The following is a 24,748-nucleotide window of genomic DNA, read 5'->3' on the forward strand; positions in this document are numbered from 1 at the left end:
TTTAGGCGCACTTCTCAAGGCAGGCGTGGTTTATTTCCGTGATGGGGCAGGTGGTTGGAGGACGTCCCGGCCGATGCGCGACCGGGAACGCATGAGATCACGCCTTTTCTGGCGGGAAAATTAAATTCAGAACAATCGCCGTGATACCGCCGGCGGCAATTCCGGAGGAAAGCAGGTTTTTCAGCCAGTCCGGGGCGAACTGCAGGATCAGCGGCTGCTGCGACACGCCGAGGCCTACCGCCAGCGACAGAGCGATAATCAGGATCGCCCGACGGTTCAGCGGTTCACGGGAGACGATGCGCACGCCGGACGCGGCGATGGTGCCGAACATCACCAGCGTGGCGCCGCCGAGCACTGGCTCAGGGATATGCTGGACAAAGCCGCTCACCGCCGGGAACAGGCCGAGGACGATCAGCATCAGGGCAACCACAAAGCCGACGTAGCGGCTGGCGACCCCGGTCAGCTGGATCACGCCGTTGTTCTGGCCGAAGCAGGAGTTCGGGAAGGTGTTGAAGACCGCGGAAACGAAGGAGTTCAGGCCGTTAGCCAGCACGCCGCCTTTCAGGCGCTTCATATACAGCGGACCCGAGACCGGCTGTTCGGAGACGTCGGAGGTGGCGGTGATATCGCCGATGGTTTCCAGGGAGGTGATCATAAACACCAGCATCAGGGGCAGCAGCAGACTCCAGTCGATGCCGAGGCCATAATAGAGCGGCGTCGGGACGGTGATGAGGCTGCTGTTGGTCGGGGCGGTGTTGGCTGGCAGCATATCGAGGAACCACGCCGCCAGATAACCGGCAGCCATGGCAATCACTAGCGAGGCGATGCGCAGGTACGGGTTGCGCTGGCGGTTGAGGATAATAATCAGCGCCAGCACGATACCCGCCAGCAGCAGATTTTTCGGCGCACCAAAGGTGTGGTCGGCCATCGCCGCGTAGCCGCCGCCGATGGAGGTCAGTCCGACCTGAATCAGCGACAGGCCGATAATCATCACCACCACGCCGGAAACCAGCGGGGTAATGATACGGCGCGCCAGGTGCAGGATCCGGGAGAGGACCATTTCGGTGCAGCTGGCCAGCATCAGGGTGCCGAAGAGGGCGGCCATCATGGTGGGGACGTCGGCGCCGCCGGTTTTCAAGGCGGTACCGCCCATGATCAGCGGGGCGACAAAGTTGAAGCTGGTGCCCTGGATGGAGAGCAGTCCGGAGCCGACCGGGCCCCAGGCTTTGATCTGAATAATAGAGGCGACGCCGGAGGCGAACAGCGACATGCTGATGATATGTTGGGTATCTTGCGCCGGGAGACCGAGAGCCTGGCAGATTAACAGCGCCGGGGTGATCACCGCGACAAACATCGCCAGCAGGTGCTGGAAGGCGGCGAACAGGGTTTGCGGTAGCGGCGGGCGATCTTCGAGGCGGTAGATTAATTCGCTGGCTGGTTTATGCGCAACCGGTTGCGCATTTTCTGACTCTGCGGTGTTAACGGACATCACAAGCAATCCCAAGGTGGCAAAGCGGGAATTTTATCGGACTGTAGACCAAAAGCAAACGTTTGCCAGCGTTTGCTCATAAAAATTTATACCGTGAATATGCGCAACGAGGTAATTAACATTTTGTATGCTAAATCGCATCATTCAGGATACAAAATATCTTTTTCTGTCAATTTTTCCGCCGTTCTGCGTAAAATCCCCCTCTGACTCCTCATGATGAGAAGCTAAAGACACCAGGAATATCGTCGCGTGTGAATGGATCATGCGCCCATAAGGAGCTTTTTATGTTTCATCTCGATACCTTATCGACGCTCGTTGCCGCAACGCTCGTGCTGTTACTCGGTAGAAAACTCGTACAAACCGTTCCCTTCCTTAAGAAATACACTATTCCTGAACCCGTTGCCGGCGGTCTGCTGGTGGCGCTGGCGCTGCTGGCGCTGAAAAAAAGCATGGATATCGAAATTGATTTCGATATGAGTCTGAAAGATCCGCTGATGCTGGCGTTCTTCGCCACCATCGGTCTTAACGCCAACCTCGCCAGCCTGCGGGCCGGCGGCAAGGTGCTGGGCACTTTCCTGATCGTGGTGGTTGGCCTGCTGCTGCTGCAGAACGCCCTCGGTATCGGCATGGCGACGCTGCTGGGGCTGGATCCGCTAATGGGTCTGCTGGCCGGGTCGATTACCTTATCCGGCGGCCACGGCACCGGGGCGGCGTGGAGTAAGCTGTTCGTTGAGCGCTACGGTTTTGCCAACGCCACCGAGGTGGCGATGGCCTGCGCGACTTTCGGCCTGGTGCTGGGCGGCCTGATCGGCGGCCCGGTGGCGCGTTATCTGGTGAAGCACTCTTCCTCACCGGACGGGACACCGGACGATCAGGTGGCGCCAACCGCCTTTGAAAAGCCGGACGTGGGGCGGGTGATCACCTCGCTGGTGCTGATCGAAAGTATCGCCCTGATCGCCATCTGTCTGACGCTGGGCAAGGTGGTTGCGCAACTGCTGGCGGGGAGCGTCTTCGAGCTGCCGACCTTCGTCTGCGTGCTGTTTATCGGCGTGATCCTCAGCAACAGCCTGGCGCTGGCGGGGTTGTATCGGGTGTTCGATCGCGCGGTATCGGTGTTGGGCAACGTCAGCCTGTCGCTGTTCCTCGCCATGGCGCTGATGAGCCTCAAGCTGTGGGAGTTGGCCTCGCTGGCGCTGCCGATGATTATTATCCTGGCGGTGCAGGCGCTGGCGATGGCGCTGTATGCGGTGTTCGTCACCTATCGGATGATGGGCAAAAACTACGATGCCGCGGTGCTGGCAGCCGGGCATTGCGGATTTGGCCTGGGGGCAACGCCGACGGCGATCGCCAATATGCAGGCGATTACCGACCGTTTCGGGCCATCGCATATGGCCTTCCTGGTAGTGCCGATGGTGGGGGCGTTCTTTATCGATATCGTCAACGCGCTGGTGATTAAGCTGTACCTGCTGCTGCCGATGTTTGGTTGATAAAAAACCCGGAGGCGGTGCTGCGCACCTGTCCGGGCTACAAGATCGTGCTGTTTGGGGTTTTGTAGCCCGGCTCAGGCGTTTACGCCGCAAGCCGGGAATAACTTCACAATCTTACGCTTCGTCGTGCTCTTCCCACGCTAACGCGCGTTTCACCGCTTTCTTCCAGCCGCTGTAACGATAGTTACGCTCAGTAGTTTCAATCCCCGGGCGGAATTCGCGCTCAATCACCGCTTTCTCCTGCAGTTCATCCAGATTCTGCCAGAAACCGACCGCCAGACCGGCCAGATAGGCCGCGCCCAGCGCCGTCACTTCGCGTACTTCCGGACGCTCGACACGGGTGCCGAGGATATCGGACTGGAACTGCATCAGGAAGTTATTAGCCACCGCGCCGCCGTCTACGCGCAGGGCGTGCAGACGAATGCCGGAGTCAGCCTGCATCGCTTCCAGCACGTCGCGGGTCTGAAAGGCGATGGACTCCAGCGTCGCACGGATAATGTGGTTGGAGTTCACGCCGCGGGTGAGGCCGAAAATCGCGCCGCGGGCATACGGGTCCCAGTACGGTGCGCCAAGACCGGTGAACGCGGGTACCACGTACACGCCGTTGGTATCCTTCACTTTGGTGGCGAAGTACTCGGAGTCGAAGGCATCGCTGATGAGCTTCATCTCGTCGCGCAGCCACTGAATAGACGCGCCGGCCATAAACACCGCCCCTTCCAGAGCGTAGTTCACCTCGCCGCGCGGGCCGCAGGCGATGGTGGTCAGCAGACCGTGGGTGGAGGTGACCGCTTTTTCGCCGGTATTCATCAGCATAAAGCAGCCGGTGCCGTAGGTGTTTTTCGCCATCCCTTCCTTGACGCACAGCTGGCCGAACAGGGCCGCCTGCTGGTCACCGGCGATCCCGGCGATAGGAATACGGGTCCCGCCTTTACCACCGATGTTGGTCTGGCCGTACACTTCGGAAGACTTGCGCACTTCCGGCAGCATGGCGCGCGGAATGTCCAGCGCGTCGAGCATCTTGTCGTCCCAGTCGAGGTCGTGAATGTTGAACAGCATGGTACGTGAGGCGTTGGTGTAGTCGGTGACGTGCACGCGGCCCTGGGTCATCTTCCAGATAAGCCAGGTGTCAACGGTGCCGAACAGCAGCTCGCCGCGCTTCGCACGCTCACGGGAACCTTCGACATGGTCGAGGATCCATTTCACCTTGGTGCCGGAGAAGTACGGGTCCACCACCAGGCCTGTGGCCTTGCGGATATACTCTTCCATCCCGTCACGCTTGAGCTGCTCGCAGATCTCCGCGGTACGGCGGCACTGCCAGACGATAGCGTTGTAGATGGGTTTACCGGTCTCTCGCTCCCACACCACCACGGTCTCACGCTGATTGGTGATGCCGATGGCCGCGATCTGATCGGAGTTGATATCCGCTTTGGCCAGCGCTTCGACCAGCGTCGAGCTTTGGGAAGCCCAGATTTCCATCGGGTCGTGTTCGACCCAGCCTGGCTTAGGATAAATCTGTTCAAATTCTCGCTGGGAGACGCTGACGATATTGGCATCATGATCCATCACAACGGCCCGGGAGCTGGTAGTGCCCTGGTCAAGCGCAACGATATATTTTTTGTCGGTCATAGTCGGTGTCCCGTAGTCAGATTACAGCGAAGCTTTATGTTGAGCGGTGGAAGAGGAGGGGCTCTGTTGCTCTTCCTCCACGCAGGTGTCGCAAGGCAGGTGACGGCCAATCAGCTTACGATAGCTGAATGCGCCCAGCGCCGCGCCGACCACCGGTGCGCACAGCGGCACCAGGAAATAAGGAATATCTTTGCCGCCGGTGAAGGCGACGTCACCCCACCCCGCCAGCCAGGCGAAGGCTTTCGGGCCGATGTCACGCGCCGGGTTCATGGCGAAGCCGGTCAGCGGTCCCATGGAGGCGCCAATCACCGCAATCAGCAGGCCAATCAGCAGAGGGGCCAGCGGGCCGCGCGGTATGCCGTTGCCATCGTCGGTCAGCGCCAGGATGACGCCCATCAGGATAGCGGTAATCACCATCTCTACCGCGAAGGCCTGCACAAAATTGATGTGCGGGTTCGGGTAAGTGGAGAAAATGCCGGCCAGATCGAGGCTTTCCACGCTGCCGCGAATCATATGGTGGGTGGTTTCATAATCGAGGAAAAGATTGTAGTAAAGCCCGTAAACTAATGCCGCAGCGCAAAAGGCGCCAGCGAATTGCGAAATAATAAAAGGAACCACTTTGCGGCCTTCGAAGCAGGCGAACAGCCACAGCGCGATAGTCACCGCTGGGTTAAGGTGCGCACCGGAGACCCCGGCGGTCAGGTAGATCGCCATGGCGACGCCCAGACCCCAGATGATGCTGATTTCCCATTGTCCGAAGCTGGCTCCCGCGACCTTGAGCGCAGCCACGCACCCAACGCCGAAAAAGATCAACAACCCGGTACCGAGGAACTCTGCGATGCACTGGCCTTTTAAGGTTGATGTTTGGCTCATAATCGAATCCTGAAGCGTGGTGATGATTATTGTATGTAGGGTGGTCACAGACGACCATATTGCCATGTAGGCATAGTGTTAATTTATCGTTAACGAGCAAAAACGAGAAATATCGAACTTCAAATGTGTGTGCCTCGTCAAGAAAATGAGCGTTTTCGCGCCATTTGCGCGCATCGAGAGCGCTGCCGGAGCGTTTCACCACGCATTTTGTTAACCATAAAATTAACATTGACCCATGAACTACGAGCGAACTGCGCTGAAAGCACCAGGTAAAGACTGAAAAGTGTTGCAAACCGCAATCTACGCGGCTTGCCGCTGGACAGGGGCGGCGGGGATTCATACAATCGACGATAACACCGCTATGTGCGCTAATTTTCGTTAAGGCGGGACCGCGTATACGAAACACGAGTTTCTATCAACGCCTTGCAAGTTCAGGAGAGGTATGACGATGTCATTAGAAGTGTTTGAGAAATTAGAATCTAAGGTTCAGCAGGCGATTGATACCATCACTCTGTTGCAGATGGAAATCGAAGAGCTGAAAGAAAAGAACAACACCCTGGTGCAGGAAGTTCAGAGCGCGCAGCATGGTCGTGAAGAGCTGGAGCGCGAAAACAGCCAACTGAAAGAGCAGCAGCAGGGCTGGCAGGAACGTCTGCAGGCGCTGCTGGGTCGCATGGAAGAAGTCTAATCGCTTCGCGCCCTCTCCCGCCCGGGAGGGGGTCATCCTTACTCGCGTCTTTATACCCGCAAGTTATAGCCAATCTTTTTTTATTCTTTAATCATTGAATCGCTTTCTGGCACGCTTAACCCATCACAACACACATAAAGAGAGCGGTGCGATGAATAAGTGGGGCGTAGGGTTAACTCTGTTGCTGGCATCCGCCAGCGTTCTGGCAAAAGATATTCAGCTATTAAACGTATCTTATGATCCAACGCGCGAGCTGTACGAACAGTACAACAAAGCGTTTAGCGCACACTGGAAGCAGGAGACCGGCGACAACGTGGTGATCCGCCAGTCGCATGGTGGCTCTGGCAAACAGGCGACCTCGGTGATTAACGGTATTGAAGCGGATGTGGTCACGCTGGCGCTGGCCTACGATGTCGACGCTATTGCCGAACGCGGCCGCATCGATAAAAACTGGCTGAAACGCCTGCCGGATAACTCCGCGCCGTATACCTCCACCATCGTGTTCCTCGTCCGCAAGGGCAATCCGAAACAGATCCATGACTGGAACGATCTGATCAAACCGGGCGTGTCGGTCATTACCCCGAATCCGAAAAGCTCCGGCGGCGCCCGCTGGAACTACCTGGCGGCCTGGGGCTATGCTCTGCATCAGAATCACGGCGACCAGGCGAAAGCCCAGGAATTCGTCAAGGCGCTGTATAAAAACGTGGAAGTGCTGGACTCCGGCGCGCGCGGTTCGACCAATACCTTCGTAGAACGCGGCATCGGCGACGTACTGATCGCCTGGGAAAACGAAGCGCTGCTGGCGACCAACGAACTGGGCAAAGACAAGTTTGAAATCGTGACCCCGAGTGAGTCGATTCTGGCTGAGCCGACCGTCTCGGTGGTCGACAAAGTGGTGGATAAAAAAGGCACGCGCCAGGTGGCGGAAGCGTACCTGAAGTATCTCTACTCGCCGGAAGGCCAGGAGATTGCGGCGAAGAACTTCTACCGCCCGCGCGATCCGAATGTGGCGAAGAAATATGCTAACGAATTCCCGAAACTGAAGCTGTTTACCATCGATCAGGAGTTCGGCGGCTGGACGAAAGCGCAGAAAGAGCACTTCTCCAACGGCGGCACCTTCGACCAGATTAGCCAGCGTTAATTCTCTTGTCCCTGCTTGCGCTACGCTTAGCAGGGCTACAGTTTTGCGCGGTGCGTAGCCCGGGTAAGGCGTCAGCCGCTACCCGGGATAACGCCCCGTCCACCATCTGTTTTCATTTAGTCATCAAATTACGCTACTCTTCCGCTTCAGGCTTAACAGGGAATGAAAATGAGAAGAGTAAGATACTTTTTGCTGGCGCTGCTGGTGGCGATCCTCGCGGCGCTGGCGGGCGGCTACTACTGGCTGCACTCTGGCAATCCGGACGCATTACGCAAGATTGTCCTGCAGCAGTGCGTACCCCATCAGCAACAGCAGCAAAACCCGTCGCCGTGCGCGGAAGTGAACCTCAAGGGCGGCTATGTGCTGTTTAAAGACCGTAACGGCCCGCTGCAATATTTGCTGATGCCGACCTACCGCATCAACGGCACCGAAAGCCCGCTGCTGCTGGATCCGTTGACGCCGAACTTTTTCTGGCAGGCCTGGCAGGGGCGTGAAATCATGAGCCAGCGCCACGGCGCGCCGGTTCCTGATAACGCGGTATCGCTGGCGATCAACTCGCGCAGTGGACGTACGCAAAACCATTTCCATATTCATATCTCCTGCCTGCGCCCCGATGTGCGCGCGCAGTTAGATAAGAATGCCGCAGCGATCAGCAGCCGCTGGCTGCCGCTACCGGGCGGGCTTCAGGGCCACGAATACCTGGCGCGCCGGGTGACGGAGGCGGAGCTGGCCCAGCGTAGCCCGTTCCTGATGCTGGCGGAAGAGGTGCCGGAGGCGCGCCAGCATATGGGACGCTTCGCGCTGGCAATGGCGCAACAGAGCGACGGCTCGCTGGTGCTGCTGGCGACGGAGCGTAACCTGCTGACCCTGAACCGGGCTTCAGCGGAAGAAATTCAGGATCATCGCTGCGCCATCCTTAACGCAAACCACTAGTTCTGGCGTTTACCTGTCTTACCTGTCGTCGTATTCTTGCTGAAAAAAACGACAGGAGACAGGCATGTCGCTCTGGCTTACCCACCCGCTGTTCCTTCCTTCATTGATTGTCGGCGTCACCATCGTGCTGTGGGCGACGTCGCTGCTGCCGGAATTTATCACCGCGCTGCTGTTCTTCGCAGCGGCGATGATGGCGAAAATCGCTCCGCCGGAGGTGATCTTCGGCGGCTTTGCCTCTTCGGCGTTCTGGCTGGTGTTCAGCGGCTTTGTGCTCGGCATCGCCATCCGTAAAACCGGACTGGCGGACCGGGCGGCGCAGGCGCTGTCGGCCAGGCTCACCGACTCCTGGCCGCGGATGGTCGCCAGCGTGGTACTCCTGAGCTACGCCCTGGCGTTCGTGATGCCCTCCAACATGGGGCGCATCGCGCTCCTGATGCCGATCGTGGCGGCGATGGCCCGCCGCGCGGGCATTGCCGACGGCAGCCGCGGCTGGTTCGGCCTGGCGCTGGCGGTGGGGTTCGGCACCTTTCAGCTGTCGGCGACGATTTTGCCCGCCAACGTGCCGAATCTGGTGATGAGTGGCGCGGCGGAAGGCTCGTACGGTATCCATCTGAATTATGTTCCCTATTTACTGCTGCATACGCCGGTGCTTGGCTGGCTGAAAGGGGCGGTGCTGGTGGCGCTGATTTGCTGGCTGTTTCCCGGCAAGCCGCATCCACCGCGCGACCTGGTGCCGCTGCCGCCGATGAGCCGCGACGAGAAACGTCTGGCGTGGCTGCTGGCGGTGGTCCTCTCGCTATGGGTGACCGAGAGCTGGCACGGCGTCGGCCCGGCGTGGACCGGCCTGGCGGCGGCTGTGATCACGCTGCTGCCGCGGGTGGGCTTTATCAATGGCGAGGAGTTTGCCAGCGGGGTGAATATGCGCACCTGCATTTACGTCGCCGGGATTCTGGGGCTAGCGATCGCCGTCACCCAAACCGGGATTGGCGGCGCGGTGGGCAATGCGCTGCTGCAGGTGATGCCCCTGGATAAAGACAATCCTTTCACCAGCTTTCTCGCCCTGACCGGGATAACCAGCGCGCTGAACTTTATTATGACCGCCAACGGCGTGCCGGCGCTGTATACCACTTTTGCCCAGAGCTTTGCCGACGCCACCGGCTTCCCGCTGCTAAGCGTGATTATGATTCAGGTGCTGGGCTATTCCACGCCGCTGCTGCCCTATCAGGCGTCGCCGATCGTGGTGGCGATGGGGTTAGGCAAGGTCCCGGCGAGGGCGGGGATGCAACTGTGTCTGGCGCTGGCGGCGGTGAGTTATCTGATTTTACTGCCGCTGGACTACGCCTGGTATCAGCTGTTGGGGAAACTGTAACGGCAAAAGAAAGCCCGGCTTGCGCTGTGCTAAGCCGGGCTCCCACGTTTTGTCAGTCAACCCGGTCGCGTGTCGCCACCGGGAAAAGCGAATTACGCTTTTTTCGCTGCTTCTGCTGCTTTAACGATCACCGCGAAAGCGTCAGCTTTCAGGGAGGCGCCGCCAACCAGCGCGCCGTCGATGTCCGGCTGGGTGAACAGCTCTGCGGCGTTGCCAGCGTTAACGGAACCGCCGTACTGGATGATCACTTGCTCAGCGATTTTGGCGTCAGCTTTAGCAATGTGGTCACGGATGAATTTGTGCACCGCCTGCGCCTGAGCCGGGGTCGCTGATTTGCCGGTACCGATAGCCCATACTGGTTCGTAAGCGATAACCACGCCTTCGAAAGCGGCAGCGCCCTGGGTTTTCAGCACGGCGTCGATCTGACGCGCGCAAACTTCTTCCGTTTTGCCCGCTTCGTTTTCGGCTTCGGTTTCACCGATGCACAGAACCGGGGTCAGACCCTGCTCTTTCAGCACGGCGAATTTCTTCGCGATCAGCTCGTCGGATTCTTTGTGGTAGGTACGACGCTCGGAGTGGCCGATGATGATGTACTGCGCGCCGATATCTTTCAGCATTTCGGCGGAGGTTTCACCGGTGAATGCGCCGGACAGGTTCACGTCAACGTTCTGCGCGCCCAGGTGAATGTGGCTGCCTTCTGCCGCGCGCTTAGCCAGGTCCAGATACATTTCCGGCGGGGCGATGGCAACTGCACAGCCGCTTACGCCAGCCAGCTCGGTACGCAGGTTCGCAACCAGTTCGTTTACCATGTGGCGGCTGCCGTTCAGTTTCCAGTTACCCATCACTAAAGGATGTCGCATTTTAATTCTCCACGCTACTTAAGCGAATTAAGGAATATAGCCGCCCCAGAGGGCAGCATGGTCTGTGAAACAGTATAGAGACTCGTCACTGGAAAGGCTTTGCTTTTTGTCATTTATTGTTACCTTCCAGCGTTTCAGATAGCGCCAGCTTAATCGGTTCAATGGCGAAGGTCAGGCCCTTTTCCCCATGATCTGCCACCACATAGCGCACGGCGCCTTCGGTATCGGCGAAGTAGCGCTTGCCCTTGCCGGCGGCCAGCAGTTTCTGCAGTTTTTGCTGGCTTTGCGCCTGGCTAAAAGTCGGCACGAAGGCGCGGATCATGGCGCTCATATACTCCAGCGCTTTGGTCCTGGCCGCCTTTTGCTCCGGCCCCTGGATCGGCAGCCAGGTGATCTGCATGGATTTGATCTTCAGCGTGCCGCGCTCCAGCGCGGTGGAGGCATAGAGATTTTCGTTAATTTTGCTGGCGGCGCGGGTCAGGTTAGCCCGATCGCGACTGGTAGCGATGGAACGGAATTCGTTCAGAGGCAGCTTTGGGTTATCGGCGTTGAATTTCTCGCGGAACTGACTGATCGACTGGTCAAAGCTCGGCGCGCCGGCGAGCAGGTAGGGCGCTGCCGCGGTCGTCGATTCGCTCTCTGCGGACAACGCGTGCGGGCCGACGGCAAGGCCCATCAGCCCACTTAACCACAAAATTGTCCACTTCTTCATGCCCGTCGTTCCTTTTTTTGCCTGCTGACGATTAAATCGGGAAGCGCGGCGCTTGTCAAAAAGTCACGACGCCAGGGTAAACTACGCAGACGATGATGATAAGGAAAAACGCATGACCCTACAGCAGTGGTTATTCTCAATTAAAGGGCGCATTGGCCGCCGCGATTTCTGGATCTGGATTGCCATCTGGCTGGTGACCATGAGCGCCCTGTTTACCCTGGCAGGCAGCAATCTGCTCAACCTGCAGACGGCGGCGTTTATTATCGTCTGCCTGCTGTGGCCGACGGCGGCGGTGGTGGTCAAGCGGCTGCACGATCGCGGCAAATCCGGACTTTGGGCGCTGCTGATGATTCTGGCGTGGATGCTGCTGGCGGGGAACTGGGCGATGTTGCCGCAGGTCTGGCAGTGGGGCGTCGGGCGCTTTGTGCCGACGTTGATTATCGTCATGATGTTGATCGACCTGGGGGCGTTTGTCGGCACCCAGGGCGAGAATAAGTTCGGCAAGGAGACCCAGGACGTGCGCTGGAAAGCGGACGCCTGATTACCAGTAGTGCTCCGCCGTCATGTGGCCTGGCCGGCGACGCAGATGTTTGGTCATCTGCCGGGTCTCTTTTAACAGCTGTTGGGTATCGCGCACCATTTGCGGGTTGCCGCACAGCATCACATGGCTGGTGTCGGTGGTCATCGGCAGGCCGACGGCCTCTTCCAGCGCGCCGGTTTCAATCAGAAACGGCACCCGGCCGGTCAGCGAGCCTTCCACGGTTTCGCGGCTGACCACCGTCTGAATACGGAGTTTGCCGGCATAGCGCTGCTCCAGTTCGCGCATTAGCGGCAGATAGCTCAGGTCCGCGGCGTAGCGGACGGCGTGGACCAGCACCAGGTTGTTAAAGCGCTCAAGGTCCTTGCCTTCCTGCAAAATTGACAGGTACGGCCCCAGCGCAGTGCCGGTCGCCAGCATCCACAGGGTATCGCAATCCGGTACTTCCTCGAGGACGAAGAAACCTGCCGCTTCACTCACCACCAGGACTTCATCGCCCGGCTTCAGCGCCGCCAGACGCGGGCTCAGCTTGCCTTCCGGGACGGTGACCAAATAGAACTCGAGGTCGGGATTGCCGGGGGCGTTGACGTAGGAGTAGGCGCGCTGCACGCGTTCGCCGTCGATTTCCAGCCCGAGCTTGGTAAATTGCCCGGCGGTAAACGGATGAACAGGCGCCCGCACGTATAAACTGAACAAGGCGTCCGTCCAGTACTCCACTTTTGTCACTTTGCCGCTAACCCAGTCCGCCATCGTCTTCTCCTGTTGCCAAGCGATGCCTTATCTTCGGTCCAGACGAGCCAGATTTCCACCCCGAAGGCGCAAGAAAGCTCTATTGATCAAATATAAACGAAGAACAGGGCAACCGCCTGCGGACGGTTGCCTGGGAGAGAAAAAGCGGTATTACAGGATGTGCTGCTGAATGTCCGGATCTTTACGGTCGAGGTAATGAATCGACTGGATACGACGGATAGTGCGCGACTTGCCGCGGATCAGCAGCGTCTCGGTGGTGGCCATATTGCCCTTGCGGGTGATTCCGTCCAGCAGATCGCCTTTGGTGATCCCGGTGGCGGAGAAGACGACGTTATCGCTGCGCGCCATTTCATCCAGACGCAGCACTTTGCCCGCTTCAATGCCCATGGTTTTGCAGCGCGCCAGCTCATTTTCACCGATGCGGCGGTTCTCTTCGTTATCGCCCTTCACGTGGTGGCGAGCCAGCAGGCGCCCCTGCATATCCCCGTCGAGGGCGCGGATCACCGCGGCGGAAACCACCCCTTCCGGCGCGCCGCCGATGCCGTACAGTACGTCGACTTCGCTATCCGGCATGCAGGTGAGAATAGAGGCCGCGACGTCGCCATCGGGAATAGCGAACACGCGCACGCCCAGCTGCTGCAGCTGGGCAATGACCGCGTCGTGGCGCGGTTTCGCCAGCACGGTGACGGTCAGCTCGCCCAGCGGCTTGTTCAGGGCGCGGGCGATATTGTGCAGGTTCTCTTCCAGCGGCAGATTAAGGTCGATAGCGCCTTTAGCGCCCGGGCCGACGATCAGCTTTTCCATATACATATCCGGCGCGTTGAGGAAGCTGCCCTTATCGCCGACCGCCATCACCGCCAGGGCGTTGGCCTGGCCCATCGCCGTCATGCGGGTGCCTTCGATGGGATCGACGGCGATATCTACCGCATCGCCCTTGCCGGTACCCACTTTTTCGCCGATATAGAGCATCGGCGCTTCATCGATTTCGCCCTCGCCGATGACGATGGTGCCGTCGATATTGACGAGGTTAAGCATAATGCGCATGGCGTTAACCGCTGCGCCGTCGGCGGTATTCTTATCGCCGCGGCCCAGCCATTTATAGCCCGCCAGCGCGGCGGCTTCGGTGACACGCGAAAATTCGATGGCCAGTTCTCGTTTCATAATCCACTCGTTGTGTAGAAAAGTTGCCCGCAGCGCGGCAGAAGCGCGCTACGCGTTGGAATAGCGTTCGGTTTCCGGCATCCAGCGCTCGATAAGCGCCTGGGCCTGCAGCGGATAGCGTTCATGAATGTGGCGAGCAATGCGCTGGACATCGAGGATCATCGCCTGATCGCGCAGTAAGTCCGCCACTTTAAATTCGGCGTTGCCGGTCTGGCGGGTGCCGAGCAGCTCGCCGGGACCGCGAATTTCGAGGTCTTTCTGGGCAATGACGAAACCATCGTTGCTGTCGCGCAGGACCTGCAGACGTTTCTGCGCCGTTTTGGAGAGCGGCGATTTATAGAGTAGCACGCAGTGGGAAGCGACCGCGCCGCGCCCGACGCGCCCTCTGAGCTGATGCAGCTGCGCCAGACCCAGACGTTCCGGGTTTTCGATAATCATCAGGCTTGAGTTAGGCACGTCGACGCCGACTTCAATCACCGTGGTGGCTACCAGCAGATGCATCTCGCCCTGCTTGAAGGCCTGCATCACCGCCTGCTTCTCCGCCGGTTTCATCCGCCCGTGGACGAGGCCGATATTGAGCTCCGGCAGCGCCAGTTTGAGCTCTTCCCAGGTCGCTTCCGCCGCCTGGGCTTCCAGCAGATCGGACTCTTCAATTAGCGTACAAACCCAATAGGCCTGGCGCCCTTCGTGGGTGCAGGCGTTGCGTACGCGGTCGATAATATCGCTGCGCCGGGTGTCCGGGATGGCGACGGTGGTCACCGGGGTTCGGCCCGGCGGAAGCTCGTCGATAATCGAGGTGTCCAGATCGGCGTAGGCGGTCATCGCCAGGGTGCGGGGGATAGGCGTGGCGGTCATGATCAGCTGATGCGGGTGGAACCCCTGCTGCTGACCTTTTTCCCACAGCGCCAGCCGCTGATGCACGCCGAAGCGGTGCTGTTCGTCGATAATCACCAGCGCCAGGCCGTTAAACTGCACCTGCTCCTGGAAGATGGCGTGAGTGCCGACAATCATCTGCACTTCGCCGCTGGCGATAGCCTCCTGCTGCGCCTGACGGGCTTTGCCTTTCTGTTTGCCCGCCAGCCAGCCGACTTCTATGCCCAGCGGTTCAAACCAGCTGCGGAAGTTATTGGCGTGCTGCTCGGCAAGCAGTTCGGTGGGCGCCATCAGCGCCACCTGTTTGCCGTGGACGATAGCGCGCAAGGCGGCCAGGGCAGCGACCAGCGTTTTACCGGAGCCAACGTCGCCCTGCACCAGGCGCATCATCGGCACGTCCAGCGCCATATCGTGTTCAATCTCGGCGGTAACCCGCGCCTGCGCGCCGGTGGGCTTAAAGGGCAGGGAGGCCAGCAGTTGGTTTTTCAGGGTATCGTTGGCGCCGAGCGGCAGGGCGTGATAGCGCTGGGCGCCTGCCCGCAGCGCCAGCATGCTGAGGTTATGCGCCAGCAGCTCTTCCAGAATCAGACGCTGCTGCGCCGGGTGCTTGCCGCTTTCCAGCTCGCTAAGTTGCAAGGAGGGAGGCGGGCGGTGCAGCGTACGCAGCGCCTCCGGCAGGCTCATCATCCCCTGCGCCAGCTCCGGCGGCAGGAGTTCGCTAATCGCGCAGGTTTCCAGGAGCTCAAGCGCCTGATCGGTGAGCTTGCGCAGGGTCGCCTGCTTGATGCCTTCGGTGGTCGGATAGACTGGGGTTAACGTTTCCTGCAGCTCCGGGGTGCTCATATCGCCCTGGACGCGATATTCCGGGTGGATCATCTCGGCGCCGTACTTCCCGCGTTTGGCTTCACCGTAGGCCAGCACCCGACGACCGGTCGCGAGGCTGTTTTTCATCGCCGCGTTGAAGTTGAAAAAGCGCATGGTGAGGATGCCGGTGCCATCGCTGATCTGGCAGGTCATCATCCGCCGGCCGCCGAAGGTGATATTGCTGTTGAGCACTTCACCTTCCACGGTGGCATAAACTCCGGGAAGTAGCTCGGCTATCGGGTAAAGATGGGTGCGATCTTCGTAGCGTAAAGGCAGGTGCAGCAGCAGATCCTGTACCGTATGCAGGCCAATCTTCGCCAGTTTGCTGCTCTGCGCAGCGCCCACACCGGTGAGTGAACTGAGCGGAACGGCATCTAACAGGCGGCCTGACATTGGGTTTACCTCGCAGCCTGCATGGTAGCCCACCACGCGGCATCGGCTTCCACTTCGCCCTGCTCGTTAACGTGGGGGTAAGGCAGACCTTTTTGTCTGGCGACGCGGGCCAGCACCGGATAGCCGCCTTCGAACAGCAGGCGCTGCTGCTCTTGCGGCGGCAGCATGCTGTTGGCGCGTTGGTACATCCCGGCATTCTGCCGCTGGCGCTGCGCCTCGTAGAGGATCAGCGCCGAGGCGACGGAAACGTTCAGCGACTGCACCATGCCGATCATCGGGATAATGATGTCCTGATCGGCCAGCGCCAGCGCTTCCTGGGTGATGCCGGTTTTCTCCTGGCCCATCAGGATGCAGGTTGGACGCGTATAGTCGATTTCACGAAAATCGATGGCTTTGTCGGAAAGGTGAGTGGCGAGAATTTGCATGCCCTGACCTTTCAGGTGGCCGACGGCATCTGCGATAGTGCGGTGGGTTTTAACCTGCACCCAGCTGTTGCTGCCCGCGGCGGCGGAGGCCATGGTACGCATCCGGCTGCTCGGCCAGACGGCATGCACTTCGTGTACGCCAACGGCATCTGCGGTCCGGATGACCGCAGAGACGTTATGAGGCTTATGGACCTGCTCCATGCAGACCGTCAGGTCAGGCTGACGCCTGGCGAGCATCTCGCAGATACGCTCGTAGCGCTTTGAGTTCATAAAGCTAGTTTCGGTTACGGGTGACTTTAATCACGTCCGGCATGACGCGGATTTTGCGCATGATATTCGCCAGATGCACGCGGTCGCGCGCGGTCAGGCGGATAAAGGCGCTGTATACGCGGCCATCTTTCTCTTCCGTATTCAGGCTCTGGATATTGGAAGACGCGGTGTTGATCGCCGCCGTCAGGTTAGCCAGCGCGCCCTGGTGGTTAAACATGTCCACCTTGATTTCGGTGATGAACTCCTGAGCGGTCTCTTTATCCCACTCAACCGCCATAAATTTCTCCGGCTCTTTCTGGTAGCCGCGAATGTTACGACAGGATTCATGGTGGATAACCAACCCTTTACCCGGGCTGACGTGGGCGATAATCGGGTCACCTGGAATTGGACGACAGCACTTGGCGAAGGTGATCAACACGCCATCGGCGCCTTTGATTGGCAGATGACCGTGGTTCGACGCGTTAGCCGGTACCGGCGCCGCAGCGGCTTCGCCCTGCTGCAGGTTTTTTGCCACCACGACGCTCATGGCGTTGCCCAGACCGATCTCTGCCAGCAGATCGTCAAGCGAGGCCAGCTTCATGCGATCGAGTTCGCGCTGGATATTCTCCGGTGGGATCTCGGCAAGTTTGCGGCTTCCGCCCAGCGCGTGATTGAGCAGACGACGGCCAAGGCTGACCGAATCGTCGCGCTTAAGGTTTTTCAGCAGCTGACGGATCTTGGCGCGCGCTTTCGAGCTGACGACAAAGTTCAGCCAGGCGGCGTTCGGGCGAGCGCCCGGCGCGGTGATAATTTCGACAGTCTGACCGCTGGAGAGCGGCTGCGACAGCGGATAGGGCTGACGGTCGACGCGCGCGCCGACGCAGGCATGACCGATATCGGTATGCACCGCGTAGGCGAAGTCCACCGGCGTGGCGCCGGCAGGCAGTTCGACAATGCGCCCTTCCGGGGTGAAAACGTAAATCTCATCGGGGAACAGATCGGATTTTACGCTCTCGATAAATTCAAACGAGCTACCGGCGCTCTGCTGCAGCTCCAGCAGGCTTTGCATCCAGCGCTGAGCGCGGATCTGCGCGGTGGTGCTGCTTTCGCCGCCGTGCTCTTTATAAGCCCAGTGCGCCGCTACCCCCATCTCCGCCATCTGGTCCATGTCTTCGGTACGAATTTGTACCTCGACCGGGACGCCGTGGGGGCCGATCATCGAGGTGTGCAAAGACTGATAGCCGTTAGCTTTCGGAATGGCGATATAGTCTTTAAAACGACCCGGACGCGGTTTGTAGAGGCTGTGCATCTGGCCGAGCACGCGATAGCAGATATCAGCATCATGGACGATAACGCGGAAGGCGTAGATATCCATGATCGAGTGAAAACGTTGCTCTTTGAGCACCATTTTACAGTAGATGGAGTATAGATGCTTCTCGCGACCGCTGACGCGGCAGGGGATCCCCGCTTCCTGTAAACGCCCTTCGATTTCGGAGAGGATCTTTTGAATCATCTCCTTACGGTTGCCGCGCGCCGCTTTGACCACCTCTTTAATGACGCGGTAGCGGTTAGGGTACAGCGCTTCAAAGCCCAGCTCTTCGAGCTCGGTTTTGATGTGATGGATACCTAAACGGTGCGCCAGCGGGCTGTAAATTTCCAGCGTTTCGCGGGCGATGCGGCGGCGTTTATCCGGGCGCAGCGAGCCCAGAGTACGCATGTTGTGGGTGCGGTCGGCAAGTTTGATGAGGATGACGCGGATGTCCTGCACCATCGCCATGATCATTTTGCGAAAGTTTTCGGCCTGCGCCTCTTTCTTATCGCGGAACTTGAGCTTATCAAGTTTCGACACCCCCTCTACCAGCTCGGCGACGCTTTTACCAAAAAGCTGTTCCATGTCCTGGTAGGTGGCGGGGGTATCTTCAATCACATCATGCAGCAGCGCGGCCATCAGCGTTTCATAGTCGAGCTTCATCTCGGCCAGAATGCAGGCTACCGCGACCGGGTGCGTGATATAGGGTTCACCGCTTGAACGTGTCTGACCCTCGTGAGCGTCACGTGCAACGAGATACGCCTGCCGCAGACGCTTAATCTGGTCTTCCGGCAGGTAGTTTTGAATCAGCTGATTCAGGCTTTCAAACAGATACAAGGGCGACCCGCTGTGTGATTAACGACGACCTTCAGCAATCGCGGTAACGGCTTGTAATTCAGCGGCTTCCTGCTCTTGCTGTTCCTGGCGCTCACGTACGTCGAGGATCTGGTTGTTGATCAGACCTTCTTCGATTTCGCGCAGTGCGATAACGGTGGTTTTATCGTTTTCTTCCGGTACCAGCGGATCCTTTCCGCCAACCTGCATCTGACGAGCGCGACGCGCGGCGACCAGTACCAGGTCAAAACGGTTACCAATTTTCTCTACAGCGTCCTGAACAGTTACGCGTGCCATACTTAAAATGCTCCACAGGTGAAGAAATGACTGGGCATGATACTGAATGTGGGTTCAGTCTGCCAATAGTTTGGTGATTAAAGCGCCATGTCGCTGCTTTTGGCGGCTCATGCGCAGACGTTCAGCGCGGATGATATTTTTCAGGTCGCTCAGGGCGGTGTCAAAATCATCGTTCACAATCAGGTAATCATATTCCGCGTAATGGCTCATTTCCGCAACGGCCTGGGCCATCCGTTTCGCGATCACCTCTTCGCTGTCCTGGCCGCGGCCGCGCAGGCGACGGTCCAGTTCATCTTTTGACGGCGGCAGAATAAAAATACTGCGCGCGCCGGGCATGCTTTTACGGATCTGCTGCGCGCCTTGCCAGTCGATATCGAGGAAGACATCGACGCCGGTCGCCAGCACCTGCTCGATCGCTTTACGCGACGTGCCGTAATAGTTGCCAAAGACCTCTGCATGTTCCAGAAACGCGTTTTCGCCAATCATCGAGCGGAATTCGTCGTGATTCACGAAGAAATAGTGTTCGCCGTGCACTTCACCCGGACGCGGCGCCCGCGTGGTATGGGAGACCGATACCTGGGTGTCATACAACGGTTGGGTTTTTAATAAAGCCTGAATCAGGCTGGATTTACCCGCGCCGCTAGGGGCGGAAACAATATAAAGCGTGCCTTGAGCCATGAGTGTCTTTTGTATGTGGTTATCGAAAGAGGTCCTACATACGAGCCTATTATACACGTCGCCGCGGCGTGACGCAGTCATTGTCACACTTTTTGCCGCTGTTTCTTTCATTTTGCCTGCCGTTTTCCTGAATTCGCCAGCCGTTGCTGCAATGAGGCGTAAATCCTGGAAGGCGCTTCGCAAGGCGAAAAAGCTTCCGTCGCGGCTCGCGGCATTCTGCAGCAGACTCTCCGCGAGGTGATGGAGGAGGGGACTGCAATGCGTAAAGGAGGGTGGTGGCTGGCGTTAGGGATGTTCTCTGCCAGCGTGCTGGCGACGTGTCCGGACTGGCCGCCGGCCAGAGGAAGGCAGGAGACATCACGCCTTCATCAGCAAATTGTCGCCTGGAAAGAGGCTTACTGGCGGCAGGGCGCCAGCGGAGTGAGCGATGACGTTTACGACCAGCTCACCCTGCGCCTGGCGCAGTGGCGACAATGCTTTCCGGGCGCGACGCCTGAGGATGACGATCTGCCTCCGCCCACCGGCGATGCGCGTCATCCGGTGGCCCATACCGGCGTGCGCAAGCTGGCGGATGAGGACAGCGTTGCCCGCTGGATGAAAAATAAATCCGACCTGTGGATACAGCCTAAAGTGGACGGCGTGGCGGTGACTCTCGTTTATCGCCAGGGGCGTCTGGTTCAGGCCATTAGCCGCGGCGATGGTCTACGCGGTGAGGCATGGACCGCCCGAGCGCGGCAGATCCCGGCGCTGGCGAAAGTGATGACCGGTGAACTGGCCGACAGCGTACTGCAGGGGGAACTGTTTCTGCGCCGGGACGGCCATGTCCAGCAGCAGGCCGGGGGGATGAATGCGCGGGCGAAAGTCGCCGGGTTGATGATGCGAGCCGACGCGGCGGCGGCGCTCAGCCAACTGGACGTCTTTATCTGGGCCTGGCCAGACGGTCCGTCCGATATGCGCCGTCGTCAGCAGCTGCTGGCGCAGGCGGGGTTTAAGTACAGCGGACAATATACCCATCCGGTGTCGCGCATCGAGCAGGTGGCGCAGTGGCGCCAGCGCTGGTATCGCTCGCCGCTGCCCTTCGTCAGCGACGGTGTGATTGTGCGCGAAGGACGCGAGCCGCCGGGGCGAGTCTGGTCGCCCGGAAAGGGCGAGTGGCTGGCAGCCTGGAAATATCCTCCGGCATCGCGGGTGATGCAGGTACGGGCGATCCGTTTCAGTACCGGCCGCAGCGGCAGACTCAACGTGGTGGCCGAGCTTGAGCCCCAGCGGCTGGATGATAAACGCGTGCAGCGGGTTAACGTTGGCTCTGTGTCCCGCTGGCAGATGCTGGATATTGGGGTTGGCGATCAGCTGCAGATCAGTCTGGCAGGGCAGGGTATTCCTCGGGTCGACGCCGTCGTCTGGCGGACGGCCGAGCGCCATAAACCGACGCCGCCGCCGGCGAAATTTAATGCGCTAACCTGCTATTTCGCCACCCCTGAGTGCAGCGAACAGTTTCTTTCCAGGCTGATCTGGTTGTCATCAAAGTCCGCCCTGAATGTCGATGGCGTGGGGGAAAATTTATGGCGCGTCATTCAGCAGCAAAACCCAATGACGCATATCTTTTCCTGGCTGGCGCTTACCGTTGAGCAGCTGCAGGCGGTGCCAGGGATTTCCGCCGCCCGCGGGCAGCACCTCTGGCATCAGTTTGATCTCGTTCGCAAACGACCTTTTATCCGCTGGGTGCTGGCGATGGGGATCCCGGTGCCGCAGGGGGCGCTGGCGCAGCTCGAAAGCGAGAACTGGCATTTGCTGGCGGCAAAAAGTGAAGCGCAATGGCGCACGCTGCCGGGCGTGGGGGAGATCAGAGCCCGCCAGCTGGTGGCTTTCCTGCACCATCAGGACGTGGTGGCGCTGGCGCAATGGCTTAGCGGGCAGCGCATCCCCGGATTTTAAGGCGGTTAGTGGGCGTCATGGGTGTAGTGGAAGACCGGTAGCCCCAGTTTCCAGCGCAGCGCCAGCATGCGGGCGGTAAAGCCGAACAGCAGTGTAGCCAGCACCACCACATCGTGGCTGCTGACGTAATGTTGCAGAGCAATATAGAGTACGGCTGCGGCAAAGGAGATCCCGGCATACAGCTCTTTCTGGAAGACCAGCGGAATGCGTTTGCAGAACATATCGCGCAGTACGCCGCCGAAGACACCGGTGATCACGGCGGCAATAGAGGCGATAACCGGGCCTTCGCCCATGTCCAGGGCGATCTGCGCGCCGATGATAGAAAACACGATCAGCCCCAGCGCGTCCAGCACCAGAAACAGCCGACGAAGGTGCGGCATCACCGGAGCGGCAATGGTCGTGAGGACGGCGGCGACGGCGACAATGATGACATATTCGGGATGCTTCACCCAACCAAGAGGATAGTGCCCCAGCAGGATATCGCGAACGGAACCCCCGCCCAGCGCGGTCGCAGTGGCGATAATGATGACGCCAAACGTATCCATCCGCCGGCGCCCGGCAGCCAGTGCGCCGGTCATGGCTTCCGCGGTGATACCGATTAAATACAGAACATGAAGCAGCATAGATCCCCCCAGGTAATGGCGGGCAGGTTAACGATTTGTGCGCAGGATCACGATTGAGATTTTCTAAAGCGAATCATTTACGCCAGGAAAAATTAATGGAAATAGTATCTGTGATGGCTTGATTTAAAGGTTTATTGATTTTTTAGGGATTTTTATTGATTAGAAAAAGTAATGCTAAGTGAAGCGATGGGTATCACTATCGAAAACACTATGATTACGCAATGTTTAAGTCTCGTCCTTTATTCTTTTATTTTTCCTTTTCAAGGCCTGAGAAAATGAGCGTCGCCGCCGGGAATAAAAATCATCTGATCCGCCTGATAGCCGTGGTATTAACCGGGATTCTGGCCGGTCTGTCCGGCATGGTTTTGGCACTAATTTTACACGCGATTCAGCACCTGGCTTTTGGTTACAGTTACGGGCAGATCGTCGGTTCGGTGTCATTTTTACAGGGCGTCACGGAGTCGTCCTGGCCACGCCGCATCGTGGCAATCGTGGCCGGCGGCGCCGTCGCCGGATTTGGCTGGTGGCTGCTTGGTCGCTACGGGCGGAGGCGGGTTTCTATTGCGGCGGCGGTGGCCAACCCCTGCGCACCCATGCCCGCGGGCACCACGACGATCCACGCGCTGCTGCAGATCGTCACCGTAGCGCTGGGCTCCCCGCTTGGCCGCGAGGTGGCGCCCCGGGAAATGGGCGCGCTGGGGGCGGGGATGGTGGCGCGTAAGCTGCGCCTGCTGGAAGATGAAACCCGCACGCTGATTGCCTGTGGGGCGGGCGCAGGTCTGGCGGCGGTCTATAACGTCCCGCTGGCCGGGGCGTTGTTCAGCCTTGAGGTCATGCTGCTGTCGTTTAGCTGGGAAAAAACGCTGGCGGCGATGATGACCTCGGCGATTGCCGCCTGGACGGCCACCCTGGGGTTAGGGGATGAATCGCAATACCATTTTGTTTCCAGCGCACTTCCGCACACCTTTCTCTGGTGGGCGATTCTGGCGGGCCCGATTCTTGGCACCGGCGCCTGACTCTTTCGCAAAGCGACCAGCGCGGCGCGTTCACGCGCGCGAAGTAACTGGCAGATGCCGGTGTTCTGTCTGCTGGGGTTTTCTCTTCTTGCCATCCTGAGTCTTTATTTCCCCGAGCTTCCGGGTAATGGCAAGGGTCCAATGCAGCTGGCGCTCAGCGACGGGCTGCCTCTCTCCATGGTCGCTGTCCTGTTAGTATTGAAGATGGTGGTGATTCTGGCGGTGCTGCGCGGCGGCGCGGAGGGTGGATTGTTAACCCCAGGGCTGGCGGTGGGCGGATTGGTCAGCCTGCTGCTCTGCGCGCTCTGGCAGCTCGGCTTCCCTGGCGGTGATAAAAGCAGCTTCGCTGTGGTGGGGGCGGCCGCGTTTCTCGCCGCCTCCATGCAGATGCCGCTGACCGCGGTGGCGCTGGTGATGGAGTTTACCCACATGGATCACAGCTATCTGGCTCCAGCGCTGCTGTGCGCGGCAGGGGCGTTTTTAACCTGCCGGGTGCTGGATAAAAAATAGGCTTACCGAGCCGCGGTGAAAGTCAGGGAGGGGCCCGTTGATCCTGAAAGTAAAATCAGCCGCGTTTTTCCCTGATGGTTGCCTCATGGTTAATAAGCCATATTTTTCGTGCAATGCCGCCGCCGTAACCGGTCATCGAACCATCTTTGCCGATAATTCGATGGCACGGGATGATAATCGCGACGCGGTTAGCGCCGTTTGCAGCAGCCACCGCGCGCGTGGCCGTTGGTTTACCTATCTCCATCGCAATCGATTGATAATGCGTCGTCTCACCGAAGCTAACGTGCTGTAAACGGCGCCAGACCGCTCGCTGGAACTCGCTGCCTGGGGTATCAAGCGCCACCTCGAACGATTGACGCTGTCCGGCGAAATACTCCGTTATTTCCTGTTGCGCCTGCCTGGTGTGGGCATTTTCACCTGCGATGATGCTGGCGTTGAACCGCCGCTGCAGGTCGCTGAATTCTGACTCCAGCGCTCGTCTGTCGACAAACTCCAGCAGACAAATTCCCCGTTGCGTTGCACAAACAAACATTGGCCCTAACGGGGTGGTAAAACGATGAATTAAAACAACCTGGCGTTGTGCGCTGGGTACGAAACCGGTCAATTTTTTGCAGGTATAGCCGAAGCCGCTTAAGGACTCGTAACCGCTATCGAAAGCGACATCGGTAGTTGAGCGGCCTGCTTTTAGTTCCTGAAGCGCCATATTCAAACGCTGCATCCGTTGAAAAGCCTGAAAGGTGATCCCGTGGTTTTGCAGGAACCAGCGGCGAACGCGTTCCGGGCTAATATCGTGCTGACGTAGCTCGCTATCGCTGAGGCGGACCTTTGGAGCTTCTCGCAGCAGGCGGAGCGCTTGTTCAACAAAGGCGGGGGCCGTCCGGGCATTCTCCGTCGGGCGACAGACTTTGCATGGCCGGAAGCCGGCATCCAGCGCGGATTTAAAGTCATTATAAAATTCGACGTTTTCCCGCCGGGGTTTTCGCGCCCGACAGACCGAGATACAAAATACGCCGGTGGTTTTCACGCCGACGAAAAAAACGCCGGTGAATTCCACCGCGCGTTCAAGCAGCGCCTGATACCAGATATCGCACTGCATGCTGTCGGTAATTTTCATG

Annotated in this window: 21 protein-coding genes and 1 pseudogene; 8 read left to right on the forward strand and 14 right to left on the reverse strand. The window is 58.9% G+C overall.

Annotated elements, in window-relative coordinates; translation table 11 throughout:
* Positions 1-97: 97 nt before the first annotated feature.
* Positions 98-1,489 (reverse strand): uracil-xanthine permease family protein, encoded by a 1,392-nt coding sequence (locus tag IB144_RS00520; protein WP_002922950.1) that lies wholly within the window; start codon positions 1,487-1,489, stop codon positions 98-100.
* Positions 1,490-1,773: 284 nt separating this feature from the next.
* Here IB144_RS00520 and gltS point away from each other — a divergent pair, with 284 nt between their 5' ends.
* Positions 1,774-2,976: a sodium/glutamate symporter gene (gltS, locus tag IB144_RS00525; protein WP_002922948.1), complete on the forward strand. Its 1,203-nt coding sequence runs from the start codon at positions 1,774-1,776 to the stop codon at positions 2,974-2,976.
* Between the two features lie 114 nt (positions 2,977-3,090).
* On the opposite strand, the gene glpK is transcribed toward gltS, so the two are convergent.
* Positions 3,091-4,602, reverse strand: coding sequence for a glycerol kinase GlpK (gene glpK / locus IB144_RS00530; protein WP_002922944.1), 1,512 nt, complete (start codon positions 4,600-4,602; stop codon positions 3,091-3,093).
* A 21-nt stretch (positions 4,603-4,623) separates the two neighbouring features.
* Positions 4,624-5,475 (reverse strand): MIP/aquaporin family protein, encoded by an 852-nt coding sequence (locus IB144_RS00535; protein WP_002922941.1) that lies wholly within the window; start codon positions 5,473-5,475, stop codon positions 4,624-4,626.
* Positions 5,476-5,917: 442 nt separating this feature from the next.
* Between IB144_RS00535 and zapB the strand changes: the two genes are divergently transcribed.
* The 4 genes from zapB to IB144_RS00555 all read left to right on the forward strand — a co-directional run bounded on the left by zapB (position 5,918) and on the right by IB144_RS00555 (position 9,606).
* Positions 5,918-6,163, forward strand: a complete 246-nt coding sequence (zapB, locus tag IB144_RS00540) for a septal ring assembly protein ZapB (protein ID WP_004150222.1) — start codon at positions 5,918-5,920, stop codon at positions 6,161-6,163.
* A 151-nt stretch (positions 6,164-6,314) separates the two neighbouring features.
* A complete protein-coding gene (locus tag IB144_RS00545) occupies positions 6,315-7,304 on the forward strand; it encodes a sulfate ABC transporter substrate-binding protein (protein WP_002922936.1) in 990 nt (329 codons plus the stop codon).
* Positions 7,305-7,466: 162 nt separating this feature from the next.
* Entirely contained in the window at positions 7,467-8,237 is a 771-nt protein-coding gene (locus IB144_RS00550; protein WP_072159806.1) for a CDP-diacylglycerol diphosphatase, read from the forward strand.
* Between the two features lie 64 nt (positions 8,238-8,301).
* Positions 8,302-9,606 (forward strand): SLC13 family permease, encoded by a 1,305-nt coding sequence (locus IB144_RS00555; protein WP_032437403.1) that lies wholly within the window; start codon positions 8,302-8,304, stop codon positions 9,604-9,606.
* 92 nt (positions 9,607-9,698) lie between these two features.
* On the opposite strand, the gene tpiA is transcribed toward IB144_RS00555, so the two are convergent.
* Both tpiA and IB144_RS00565 read right to left on the reverse strand, forming a co-directional pair.
* A complete protein-coding gene (gene tpiA / locus IB144_RS00560; RefSeq protein ID WP_002922909.1) occupies positions 9,699-10,466 on the reverse strand; it encodes a triose-phosphate isomerase in 768 nt (255 codons plus the stop codon).
* Between the two features lie 109 nt (positions 10,467-10,575).
* On the reverse strand, positions 10,576-11,178 hold the full coding sequence (locus tag IB144_RS00565; RefSeq protein ID WP_002922908.1) for a YiiQ family protein: 603 nt from the start codon (positions 11,176-11,178) through the stop codon (positions 10,576-10,578).
* Between the two features lie 112 nt (positions 11,179-11,290).
* Here IB144_RS00565 and IB144_RS00570 point away from each other — a divergent pair, with 112 nt between their 5' ends.
* On the forward strand, positions 11,291-11,719 hold the full coding sequence (locus IB144_RS00570) for a DUF805 domain-containing protein (protein WP_004173894.1): 429 nt from the start codon (positions 11,291-11,293) through the stop codon (positions 11,717-11,719).
* On the opposite strand, the gene fpr is transcribed toward IB144_RS00570, so the two are convergent.
* From fpr to gmk, 7 genes are all read right to left on the reverse strand, one after another.
* On the reverse strand, positions 11,720-12,466 hold the full coding sequence (gene fpr / locus IB144_RS00575; protein WP_004173895.1) for a ferredoxin--NADP(+) reductase: 747 nt from the start codon (positions 12,464-12,466) through the stop codon (positions 11,720-11,722).
* Positions 12,467-12,616: 150 nt separating this feature from the next.
* On the reverse strand, positions 12,617-13,627 hold the full coding sequence (glpX, locus tag IB144_RS00580; RefSeq protein WP_004181540.1) for a class II fructose-bisphosphatase: 1,011 nt from the start codon (positions 13,625-13,627) through the stop codon (positions 12,617-12,619).
* A 48-nt stretch (positions 13,628-13,675) separates the two neighbouring features.
* The gene (recG, locus tag IB144_RS00585; protein ID WP_149358928.1) at positions 13,676-15,757 is read right to left on the reverse strand and encodes an ATP-dependent DNA helicase RecG; all 2,082 of its coding nucleotides are present in this window, start codon (positions 15,755-15,757) and stop codon (positions 13,676-13,678) included.
* 5 nt (positions 15,758-15,762) lie between these two features.
* Positions 15,763-16,452, reverse strand: a complete 690-nt coding sequence (gene trmH, locus IB144_RS00590; RefSeq protein WP_004181538.1) for a tRNA (guanosine(18)-2'-O)-methyltransferase TrmH — start codon at positions 16,450-16,452, stop codon at positions 15,763-15,765.
* A 4-nt stretch (positions 16,453-16,456) separates the two neighbouring features.
* Positions 16,457-18,577, reverse strand: a complete 2,121-nt coding sequence (gene spoT / locus IB144_RS00595) for a bifunctional GTP diphosphokinase/guanosine-3',5'-bis pyrophosphate 3'-pyrophosphohydrolase (protein WP_004150214.1) — start codon at positions 18,575-18,577, stop codon at positions 16,457-16,459.
* 18 nt (positions 18,578-18,595) lie between these two features.
* Positions 18,596-18,871: a DNA-directed RNA polymerase subunit omega gene (gene rpoZ, locus IB144_RS00600; protein ID WP_000135058.1), complete on the reverse strand. Its 276-nt coding sequence runs from the start codon at positions 18,869-18,871 to the stop codon at positions 18,596-18,598.
* Between the two features lie 54 nt (positions 18,872-18,925).
* Positions 18,926-19,549 (reverse strand): guanylate kinase, encoded by a 624-nt coding sequence (gene gmk / locus IB144_RS00605; protein ID WP_002922664.1) that lies wholly within the window; start codon positions 19,547-19,549, stop codon positions 18,926-18,928.
* A gap of 258 nt (positions 19,550-19,807) precedes the next feature.
* Between gmk and ligB the strand changes: the two genes are divergently transcribed.
* Positions 19,808-21,484, forward strand: coding sequence for an NAD-dependent DNA ligase LigB (gene ligB / locus IB144_RS00610; protein WP_032418267.1), 1,677 nt, complete (start codon positions 19,808-19,810; stop codon positions 21,482-21,484).
* A gap of 5 nt (positions 21,485-21,489) precedes the next feature.
* Here the strand turns inward: ligB and IB144_RS00615 are convergent, their stop codons facing one another.
* Positions 21,490-22,107: a trimeric intracellular cation channel family protein gene (locus IB144_RS00615; protein ID WP_002922654.1), complete on the reverse strand. Its 618-nt coding sequence runs from the start codon at positions 22,105-22,107 to the stop codon at positions 21,490-21,492.
* Between the two features lie 275 nt (positions 22,108-22,382).
* Here IB144_RS00615 and IB144_RS00620 point away from each other — a divergent pair.
* A pseudogene (locus IB144_RS00620) lies at positions 22,383-23,633 on the forward strand (chloride channel protein).
* Positions 23,634-23,688: 55 nt separating this feature from the next.
* Here IB144_RS00620 and IB144_RS00625 read toward each other — a convergent pair.
* On the reverse strand, positions 23,689-24,747 hold the full coding sequence (locus IB144_RS00625) for a methylated-DNA--[protein]-cysteine S-methyltransferase (RefSeq protein WP_046653131.1): 1,059 nt from the start codon (positions 24,745-24,747) through the stop codon (positions 23,689-23,691).
* Position 24,748 lies beyond the last annotated feature (1 nt).

Origin of the sequence: Klebsiella sp. K4 (assembly GCF_014596785.2) — a bacterium.
GTDB classification, from domain to species: Bacteria; Pseudomonadota; Gammaproteobacteria; order Enterobacterales; family Enterobacteriaceae; genus Klebsiella; species Klebsiella pneumoniae.